Here is a 3,578-nt window from a genome sequence, read left to right as displayed (position 1 = left end):
ACTGACTTCGTCAGTTCTATCCACAACCTCAAAACAGTGTTTTGAGCTGACTTCATCAGTCTTATATGCAACCTCAAAACAGTGTTTTGAGCAACCTGCGGCTAGCTTCCTAGTTTGCACTTTGATTTTCATTGAGTATTAGATGAATATTAATCAAAATAAAGCAAGTCTTTGCTGGTGCTTGTAAAGAGGTCAAAGCCATCCTTGGTAACAACACCGCAGTCTTCGATACGGACACCGACTTTACCAGGGATATAGATACCTGGTTCAACAGAGAAGCACATGCCTTCTTCGATGACCATATCGTTTCCTTCCATGATAGATGGGAATTCGTGGACATCCATACCGATACCGTGACCAAGACGGTGGTTGAAGTACTCGCCGTAACCAGCTTTTTCAATGACCTCACGGGCAGCACGGTCCACTTCATGGGCAGTCACACCTGGCTTGATAAAGTCAAGAGCAGCTTGTTGGGCTTCAAGAGTCAAGTTATAAATGTCTTTCTTGAATTGGTCAGGTTTGCCGACTGCGACTGTACGAGTCATATCTGACGCATAGCCGTTGACTAGAACACCAAGGTCAAAGAGTAGAAGAGCATCATTTTCAACCTTATTAGCTGCTGGAATACCGTGTGGATTTGCAGCATTATCACCAGTCAAGACCATGGTATCAAAGCTCATTTCATAACCTTCACGTTTCATGGCAAAGTCGATTTGAGCGATGATATCTGTCTCCGTCTTATCAAGAGAAATATTGTCAAAACCAACATTAACAGCCTTGTCCGCATAGAGACCTGCAACCATCATTTTTTGCACTTCGTCAGCTGATTTGATGAGGCGCATGCGTTGGATACGAGGAGTGAGGTTTTCAAACTCAGCAGTTTCAAAAACGGTTTTTAAACCATGATATTTTGTCAAGATGAGATTGTCAAACTCAACAGCGACACGTTTGAAGTCAAGTTGTGGAAGAGCATGTTTCATTTTTTGCCATGGATTTTCAGAATCCACATAGCCCACAACTGGGAAGGAAACGGTGCTAGTAGCACGCTCAACTTCAAGGGCTGGGACAAAGAGGAGGGGTTCTTGATCCGCTAGGATAAAAAGGAACATTTGGCGTTCATGGGGATCACTGTAAAAGCCAGTGAGGTAATTGATTGTGACGGGGTCAGATACGACAGCGACGTCTAGTTTTTCTGATTCAAGATATGTTACGATTTGTTGTAATTTAGACATATGCTACCTTCTTTCTACTCCTCTATTTTGGCAAAAAAAGAGAGAAAATGCAAGGGAGAAGGGTAAAAGAAAAGACAAAAAGAACTCCGGTAAGATAGCAGAGTTCTTTGATATGGTTTTCCTTGGTTTAAGAAAAGTCAGCCTTGCTTTTGACGTCACTGTATTCTTCAGCGATTTCTTGGCTGAGAATGTCCTCATAAGCAGGGAGTTGAATGTCCTGACCATATTTCTTCTTGAGGGCAGTAGTGACTAGGCGATAAGCAAGATTGGCATTGCGAGAGAGGATAGGCCCGTGGAAGTAAGAACCAAAGACATTCTTATAATGAACCCCTTCGCCGACCTTTTCTTCGTTGTTTCCATTTCCATAGACAACCTGTCCCAGTGGTTTTTGGTCGTCAGAGAGGAAGGTACGGCCCTGATGATTTTCAAAACCATAGTAGGTTTCATCGAAATCTTCATTGTGAATCTTGATGTCACCTATAAAGCGATTATTGGTCTGGTTGAGTGTGTAGTGCCCCATGACACCTAGCCCTTCGATGCGTTTACCTGAAGCTTCCACATAATATTGCCCCAATAGTTGGAAACCACCGCAGATAGCGAGAACCACACCGTCGTTTTGGATGTAGTTGTCAATGCTCTCTTTTTTAGCAGGTAGGTCGTCTGCAATGATACTCTGTTCAAAGTCTTGACCGCCACCGAAAAAGGCGATATCATAGTGGTTTTCATCAAAATCATCATGTAGAGAAACGATGTCAACAGTCACATGGGCACCTAGTTTTTCAGCCACATACTTGAGCATGAGGACATTTCCATTGTCCCCGTAGGTATTCATGAGGTTTCCGTAGAGGTGGGCAATGTTGAGCTGATAGGGGTAATTGCCAGCTTTTGAGGAAAGTGAGGTATAAACCATTAGTTCATCTCCTTTCTAACAATCTGACGACTAGCCAGCAGTTCGCGGAATTCCAGCATAGCAGTATAGGTAGCCAGGATATAGGCATGCTTGCAGTCTTGGTTCTCAATTGTTTTAAGAACTTGTTCCAGACTACTTGTTTCAGTAATTTTATCAGCTGGATAGCCAGTTACTCGTAGACGACGTGCGATTTCAGAATGGCGAACACCGCCAGCGTTGATTTCAGGGATGTCCATGTCAGTGATTTGTTCAAAATCAGCATCCCAGATCCAGCTGGTGTCAATACCGTCTGCATAGTTAGCGTTAAGGAGGACAGATAGGCTAAATGGATAAGGAGCTAGTTTAATCATTTCGATAGCTTGGGTAGCACCGACTGGATTTTTAATCAAGACAAGGGTACATTCCTTGTCACCGATATGGAAGGTTTCTTGGCGTCCAAAGACTGCACGGCTCTTATCAAATCCTTGCTTGATGAGTTGTGAATCTGCACCAAGGAAACGGGCGATGGCAACTGCAGCTAGGGCGTTGTAGATATTATAGAGTCCACCGATTTGGATACCATATTCTTGGCCGTCTATGACAAAGCGAGAGCGATTGTTGGTTAACTCAACTAGTTCTGTCAAACGATAGTCGAGATCAGGACGTTTACATCCGCAGCCTTCACAGATATAGGCACCCAAGTTTGCATAGGTATTGTGCTCATATTTGAGGATTCCTTGGCAGTCAGGACATAGGATTCCTTCGGTATTATAGTGAGCCAGCTGGGCTGGACCTTTCTCCAAGTCAAAACCAAAATACTCTACAGGATTTGGAATAGCTGGCTTGTAGAAAAGAGGACTGTCACCATTTAGGAGAACAGTAGCCGTAGGTACCTTACGAATAGCATCCAAAATCATCTTGTAAGTTGTGTAAATCTCACCATAGCGGTCCATCTGGTCACGGAAGATATTAGTGATAACAAATAAGCTTGGCTGGATATAGTCGCAGATACGAGATAGACTGGCTTCATCGATTTCTAGAACGGCAATATTTTTCCTAGTTTTAGAAGATTTGGCTGTTAAGAAGGTTGTCGCAATCCCTGTAATCATGTTGGCACCGCTTGGGTTAGTAAGAACCTGACCATAAACCTCTTTTAAAATGCCGACAGTGAGGGCAGTTGTCAAGGTTTTTCCATTTGTTCCAGTGACCACGACAATCTCGTAGTTCTTAGCTAGGTTTTGTAAAATATCTTTATCAAATTGAAGGGCGACTTTTCCTGGAAGCGTACTTCCTCGGCCAAGACGGCTTAAAACGAAGTGGGAAGAACGCCCAGCTAGGAGGCCCAAAGTAGTTTTTAAGTTCATGTTTCTATTATATCATAAAAGAGGGAAAAGACAGATTTGATACTCAATGAAAATCAAAGAGCAAACTAGGAAGCTAGCCGCAGGTTGCTCAAA

General features: G+C 43.2%; 3 protein-coding genes. All 3 read right to left on the bottom strand.

Annotated features, from left to right (window positions below):
• Positions 1 to 149: 149 nt before the first annotated feature.
• A complete protein-coding gene (locus tag ADI58_RS02350) occupies positions 150 to 1,232 on the bottom strand; it encodes a M24 family metallopeptidase (protein ID WP_049521313.1) in 1,083 nt (360 codons plus the stop codon).
• A gap of 127 nt (positions 1,233 to 1,359) precedes the next feature.
• Complete coding sequence (gene gatD / locus ADI58_RS02345; RefSeq protein WP_049521312.1) at positions 1,360 to 2,142, bottom strand: lipid II isoglutaminyl synthase subunit GatD; 783 nt, start codon at positions 2,140 to 2,142, stop codon at positions 1,360 to 1,362.
• A complete protein-coding gene (murT, locus tag ADI58_RS02340) occupies positions 2,142 to 3,485 on the bottom strand; it encodes a lipid II isoglutaminyl synthase subunit MurT (protein ID WP_049521311.1) in 1,344 nt (447 codons plus the stop codon). The genes gatD and murT overlap by 1 nt, the downstream gene beginning before the upstream one ends.
• Positions 3,486 to 3,578: the final 93 nt, after the last annotated feature.

Origin of the sequence: Streptococcus mitis, from assembly GCF_001074635.1 — a bacterium.
GTDB classification, from domain to species: domain Bacteria; phylum Bacillota; class Bacilli; order Lactobacillales; family Streptococcaceae; genus Streptococcus; species Streptococcus mitis_E.
Note: the sequence above shows the minus strand (reverse complement) of the source record. Positions and strands in the feature narration are given on the sequence as shown.